Consider the following 6,096-nt stretch of genomic DNA (forward strand, 5'->3'; position numbering starts at 1 on the left):
AGCGATAGGGCTCACCTCTTCCCATACCGAACAGAGAAGTTAAGCCTATCAGCGCAGATGGTACTGCCATTATGGTGGGAGAGTATGTCGTCGCCTTTCTTTTGAAAAACCTTCAACTTAATCGTTGAAGGTTTTTTTTTGATATAAAGTTATAAAGATCACAAAATAAACAGAGCTTCATTGGGTTTTAATTGTTATTTAGGTTTATTTTGCAATTCAAGATATGAAAAAAATTATTCAACTTCTGTTTTTGGTTTCATTCAGTTCATTTTCACAAGTTGGAGGTGAAAGTATTTATAATTTTTTAAATTTAACAGGCTCAGCAAAACAAGCAGCTTTAGGTGGTAAAACATTAACTTTATTAGATGATGTTAACCAGCCTTTATGGAATCCTTCAACCATAAATCTAGATTTTGATAATCAATTATCTGTAAATTATCTAAATTATTTGGCGGATGTTAATTTAACTTCAGCAACATTTGCTCATATGATTAATCCAAGGTTAGGAACCTTTCACGCTGGGATAACCTATTTAAACTATGGGAAATTTATTGGAGCTGGTGAAGATGGAATAGAAACAGGAACTTTTAAAGCATATGATTTAGCATTTTCAGTAGGATATTCATATAATATTTTTAAAACAGATTTTTTTGTAGGTGCCAATGTTAAATTAATTAATTCTGTTATTGAAAATTATTCTTCGTTTGGTATTGGTGCAGATTTGTCTCTTTTATATTATAATGAGTATCAACCATACGTTTTAACTTTAGTAGTTCGTAATATTGGATATCAAGTTACTGTATTTGATGAGACTAGAGAAGAATTGCCATTAGAAATAGATTTAGGTGCTTCTTATAAATTAGAAAATGTACCAATTACATTGCATTTTACTTTTGATAATTTACAGAAATGGAATATTTCAGAAAGTAACCCTTCTAACTCAACTACCGATATTAATGGAAATGTAACTACTGAGCAGATTTCTTTTCTCAATAATACGATTCGACACTTATCTATGGGTGCTGAGTTATTTCCGAAAGGTGCTTTTAATATACGACTAGGCTATAATTTTAGACGTGCAAAAGAATTACAATTAATTGATAAAAGGACATTTGCTGGTTTTACAGCTGGTTTTGGATTAAAAATGAATAAGCTAAAATTTAATTATGCATTTTCAAAATATCATCCGGCTTCAAATGCTAGCACATTTAGTTTACAAATAAATTTAAATTAAGAGATTTGAAAAAAATTACAATAGCTATAGACGGATTTTCTTCAACTGGTAAAAGTACCATTGCCAAGCAATTAGCAAATAAATTGCACTATGTATATGTTGATTCTGGTGCCATGTATAGAGCGGTAACTTTATATGCAATGCAACAAGGTTTTATTTCAAAAAACGTCTTTAATTTTGATAAATTAATTTCAGATTTACCTAAAATTAATTTAATATTCAAGTTTAATTCAGCACTAGGTTTTGCTGAAATGTATTTAAATGGTATGAATGTTGAAAATGAGATAAGAAGCTTAGAAGTCTCAAAATTAGTAAGTAAAGTGGCTGAAATTTCAGAAGTTAGAAGAAAATTAGTTGAGCAACAGCAGCAGATGGGAATTCATAAAGGAGTTGTAATGGATGGTAGAGATATTGGAACTGTAGTATTTCCAAATGCAGAATTAAAATTGTTTATCAATGCTTCTGCTGAAAAAAGAGCTCAACGTAGATTTGAGGAATTAATTAAACGAGGTGATAAAGTTACATTTGATGAAATATTTAAGAATGTTCAATATAGAGATCATATAGATTCTACGAGAGAAGATTCACCTTTGATTATTGCTGATGATGCTATTGAAATTGATAATTCTGATATGACTTTAGAGGAGCAATTTAACAATATTTATAAAATTACTTTAGATAAAATAAATGAAGTAAGTTAAATATCCATGTGATAATTGAACATTTAGGTTAAATCTTAATTTTTATTTCAAAATTTTTGACATCACATTAAACTCAAATTTTTCTTTACCTATTTGGAAATTATGATAGCCAATATTTATAAAACCATTTTTTTTATAAAATTGTATAGCTCTATTATTACTTTTAAGTACAGATAACCAAATAAGCTCACTTCCATTAACTTTTGCTTTTTCAATTAATTTAGTTTGTAACTCAAGTCCAATTTTCATAGACAGAAAATCTTTAAGAACATATATTTTTTGTAATTGGGATGTGTTTTTATATTTAAGAAACTCAGAAGGGGAGTTTAATTTTAATTTAGCATACCCAACAGGTAATTCATTTACAAAAGCAATCCAAAAAATATTGTTACTATTATCAATGCTTTTTTTAATTTTTTCAACTGAAAAAGTACGATTGTAATATTCTAATAAATCATTAGAATCTTTAAAATAATGGTCAAAAGTTTCTGTAAATGTAACACGTCCTAATATAGCAATAAACTGAGCATCTGCAATATTAGCTTCTCTTATTTTTAGAGTGTTCATTTTTATTAATTTTCCTTCACTAAGGAATATTTAAGTACTTATGTGTTTGTAAAGATATTTTCCACTGAGGATTTTTCATAACATAATCTACAATTAAAGGAATCATTTCTTCACGCTTGCTCCATTCAGGTTGTAAAAATAATTCACAATTTTCAGCAACCTTTGTAGCTTGTTCTTCTGCAAATTTAAAATCGTTTCTGTTAACGACAATTATTTTGAGTTCATTTGCTTTTGGATAAATAGCATCTAATGGTAATTTTGTTTTTTTTGGCGAAAGACAAATCCAGTCCCATTTCCCAGTCAATTTATAAGCTCCTGAAGTTTCAATATGTGTTTTAATATTGTTTTTGAGTAGTGAATTTGTAATGTAATCTAAATTCCACATAGAAGGTTCTCCACCAGTTACAACAACCGTTTTGGCATATTTTAGAACATTAGCAACTATAACATCTGTATTTGTTGGAGGATGTAAGTCGGCATTCCAACTTTCTTTCACATCGCACCAATGACAACCAACATCACAACCACCAATTCTAATAAAATAAGCAGCTTTTCCAGAGTGATATCCTTCTCCTTGAATTGTGTAAAATTCTTCCATTAAAGGAAGCATTTCTCCTTTATTTATTAGTTGTTGTGTAGTTTCATCAATCATTTTGCAAATATAGACAATCGTACTAATAATAATTAAATTCAACTTAATTTCTATTGAAATTTTTAATTTGATTTTTATAGCTTATTTTTATCAAAAATATTTAGAATGAATAAAGAAGAAGTTTTTTTTAATCATATTACTGAAGGATATAAAACGAAAGGCGATTTTATAACATTTGGTTCTGCAATGTTAGAAGGTAAAACCATAAAAGAGGCCTTTGTAAAAGTACCTTTAAAAACGTTGAATAGACATGGACTGATTGCTGGAGCAACAGGTACAGGTAAAACAAAGTCGTTACAGGTAATGGCTGAGAATTTATCTGAAAAAGGAATTCCAGTTTTATTAATGGATATAAAAGGTGATTTAAGTGGTTTGGCACAGCCAAGTTCGGGGCATGTAAAAATTGATGAACGACATGCTGCTATTGGTTTGCCTTTTGAAGCAAAAAAATTCCCCGTTGAAATATTAACTATTTCTAATCAAAACGGTACACGTTTGCGTGCTACGGTTTCTGAATTTGGACCAGTATTACTTTCAAGAATATTAGATTTATCAGATGCTCAAAGTGGAATAGTTTCTATTATTTTTCAATATTGTGATGATCATAAATTACCATTGCTAGATTTAAAAGATTTTAAAAAAGTACTTCAATATGCTACTGACGAAGGAAAAGAGGAAATACAGAGTGAATATGGATTAATTTCAACTGCAAGTACAGGTGCTATTTTAAGAAAAATACTAGAAATTGATCAACAAGGTGGGGACTTATTTTTTGGAGAACGATCTTTTGATGTTCAAGATTTAGTACGAGTTGATGAAAATGGTAATGGAATTATTTCAATTTTGCGTTTAACAGATATACAAGATAAGCCAAAACTTTTTTCAACATTTATGTTGCAATTATTGGCAGAAATATATTCAACTTTTCCAGAGCAGGGTGATAGTGAAAAACCAGAACTTGTTATTTTTATTGATGAAGCACATTTAATTTTTAAAGAAGCTTCAAAAGCTTTACTTTCTCAAATAGAAAGTATTGTAAAATTAATTCGTTCAAAAGGAATTGGACTATTTTTTGTAACACAAAACCCAAATGATGTTCCTGAAGATATTTTAGGGCAATTGGGTTTAAAAGTGCAACATGCTTTGCGTGCATTTACAGCAAAAGATAGAAAAGCTATTAAATTAGCCGCTGAAAATTACCCAAGTTCAGAATATTATGATGTTGATGAAGTATTAACTCAATTAGGAATAGGAGAGGCCTTTGTATCTGTTTTAAATGAAAAAGGGATACCAACGCCTTTGGCTTGTACAATGATGCGTGCGCCAATGAGCAGAATGGATATATTAACGGATAAGGAGTTGAAGCAACTTATTGAAAACTCTCGCATTTATTATAAGTATAATGAAACTATTGATAGGGAAAGTGCTTACGAAATTCTATCTGAAAAAATAGACAATATAAATGAAAAGGAAGCAGTAGAAGAGAAGAAAAAAGAAGAGTTAAAGCGTTTAAAATCAACAATTCAAAGGGGTGGCGCAAGAGAAAGTACTCGTATGAATCCTATTTTAAAAGTGGTAACAAGCGCAACCTTTATTAGAGGGATACTAGGAATTTTAAAACGAGTGTTATAATTTTTTTAGTTCGTATTCAATAATAGTATATTTGTTGCGTTTAAAGTTATGTTATTTAAAAAAAACAAGTTGTTTATGTCAATTTTAAAAAGAATCATTTTTATAGTTTTAGTTTCATTTTTGTTTATTCAATGTGCTAGAGAAAATCAATATTTAATTGAAAAAGGGAAAGTGGGTTATTTAACAAAAGAAACAACTATTAGGGAGTTAAACTCAATTTTTGAGAAAGATTCAATTGTTTCTAATTTAGTACTGAACAATTTAAAAAGTGAGGATAGATTATATTCTTTAGATGATGATGAATATGAAATTTTTTCATCTAAAGGTGATAAATTATTGGAAATTGCGCCCGCAAACCAAAATGATTCTTTATCCAAAATAAAGAGTATTCAAATTTTTGATAGAAATTATAAAACAGATAAGGGCATTTCTCTACAATCAACTTTTAAAGATATTAATGAACATTATATTGTAAATAAAGTGGAGACTACATTAACTTCAGCAACCCTTTTTATTGATGAATTAAATGCAACTATTTCAATTGATAAAAAAGATTTAGGTCTTAATAGCTTTAGTAGAGAAGAAGTAACTATTGATCAAATTCCTGATATTGCAAAAATAAAATACTTTACTATTTGGTTTAACTAAAATGGAACCAACAAAAAGGATACTAGTTTAAAGAGTATTTAAAAGAGGTTTTTATGATAGTGAAACTATTTATTTTTAAGTATTTTGTGTTAAACATAAGAACTCAGGTTTATAGATTTCTTATATCTAAAATTTGCCCATTTTTTAATTCACCTGTAACATCTAAATGGTAAATTTTATTGGCAACTTCTTTAGGTGAAAGTAAATCTCCGTGGTTATAAAAATCAATAAATCGTTGAACGGATTTAAAATTTTCTTTTGGTGTAGTTCTAACCTGTACTTGCATATCTGTATCTACAACTCCTGGATATATTGAGACAATACTCACACCATTATTTATTTCTTTTTGTTCTTTAGAAATTACTTTTGTCATCATATCAACACCAGCTTTAGATGCGCAATATATAGACCAACCTTCATAAGGTTTTACAGCAGCTCCAGAAGATATATTAAAAATTTGTTTTTTACATACCCAACCTTTTGTGAGTTTTATAAAAAGTGAATTTAACACTAATGGAGCAATTAAATTAACCTGAATAGTATGACTGATATTTAAGGGAGCGATAGCATCTAAAGTATTCACAGTTCCTAATTCACCAGCATTATTAATAAGTGTTAAATGGGTAGTTGTATTCTTGTCTAAATGCGAGAATATTTCTATC

The 6,096-nt window shown here is 28.8% G+C and carries 7 protein-coding genes and 1 rRNA gene; 5 read left to right on the forward strand and 3 right to left on the reverse strand.

The genetic code is table 11. The features are described 5' to 3' along the window. The 3 genes from rrf to cmk all read left to right on the forward strand — a co-directional run. A 5S ribosomal RNA gene (gene rrf, locus ABY863_RS12255) occupies positions 1-99 on the forward strand; the annotation flags it as partial. 124 nt (positions 100-223) lie between these two features. After that, a complete protein-coding gene (porQ, locus tag ABY863_RS12260; protein ID WP_372795247.1) occupies positions 224-1,234 on the forward strand; it encodes a type IX secretion system protein PorQ in 1,011 nt (336 codons plus the stop codon). 5 nt (positions 1,235-1,239) lie between these two features. After that, on the forward strand, positions 1,240-1,935 hold the full coding sequence (cmk, locus tag ABY863_RS12265) for a (d)CMP kinase (RefSeq protein WP_372795249.1): 696 nt from the start codon (positions 1,240-1,242) through the stop codon (positions 1,933-1,935). A 42-nt stretch (positions 1,936-1,977) separates the two neighbouring features. Here cmk and ABY863_RS12270 read toward each other — a convergent pair whose 3' ends face one another. Both ABY863_RS12270 and ABY863_RS12275 read right to left on the reverse strand, forming a co-directional pair. Then, entirely contained in the window at positions 1,978-2,502 is a 525-nt protein-coding gene (locus ABY863_RS12270) for an N-acetyltransferase family protein (protein ID WP_372795251.1), read from the reverse strand. A 19-nt stretch (positions 2,503-2,521) separates the two neighbouring features. After that, on the reverse strand, positions 2,522-3,154 hold the full coding sequence (locus tag ABY863_RS12275) for a 7-carboxy-7-deazaguanine synthase QueE (protein WP_372795253.1): 633 nt from the start codon (positions 3,152-3,154) through the stop codon (positions 2,522-2,524). Positions 3,155-3,259: 105 nt separating this feature from the next. On the opposite strand from ABY863_RS12275, the gene ABY863_RS12280 reads away from it, so the two are divergent. Then, entirely contained in the window at positions 3,260-4,786 is a 1,527-nt protein-coding gene (locus ABY863_RS12280; RefSeq protein WP_372795255.1) for a helicase HerA-like domain-containing protein, read from the forward strand. Between the two features lie 75 nt (positions 4,787-4,861). Further along, entirely contained in the window at positions 4,862-5,434 is a 573-nt protein-coding gene (locus ABY863_RS12285) for a hypothetical protein (RefSeq protein ID WP_372795257.1), read from the forward strand. A gap of 109 nt (positions 5,435-5,543) precedes the next feature. Here ABY863_RS12285 and ABY863_RS12290 read toward each other — a convergent pair. Continuing rightward, positions 5,544-6,096, reverse strand: a 553-nt coding sequence (locus tag ABY863_RS12290) for an SDR family NAD(P)-dependent oxidoreductase (RefSeq protein WP_372795259.1), incomplete at its 5' end; no start/stop codon positions are given.

The sequence above is a fragment of the Lutibacter sp. genome (genome assembly GCF_041562875.1).
GTDB lineage: Bacteria > Bacteroidota > Bacteroidia > Flavobacteriales > Flavobacteriaceae > Lutibacter.

Bases quoted from the DNA above. Each gene is read 5' to 3' on its own strand.
- porQ (WP_372795247.1), top strand. From the start codon at position 224: ATGAAAAAAATTATTCAACTTCTGTTTTTGGTTTCATTCAGTTCATTT.
- ABY863_RS12270 (WP_372795251.1), bottom strand. From the start codon at position 2,502: ATGAACACTCTAAAAATAAGAGAAGCTAATATTGCAGATGCTCAGTTT.
- ABY863_RS12275 (WP_372795253.1), bottom strand. From the start codon at position 3,154: ATGATTGATGAAACTACACAACAACTAATAAATAAAGGAGAAATGCTT.
- ABY863_RS12280 (WP_372795255.1), top strand. From the start codon at position 3,260: ATGAATAAAGAAGAAGTTTTTTTTAATCATATTACTGAAGGATATAAA.
- ABY863_RS12285 (WP_372795257.1), top strand. From the start codon at position 4,862: ATGTCAATTTTAAAAAGAATCATTTTTATAGTTTTAGTTTCATTTTTG.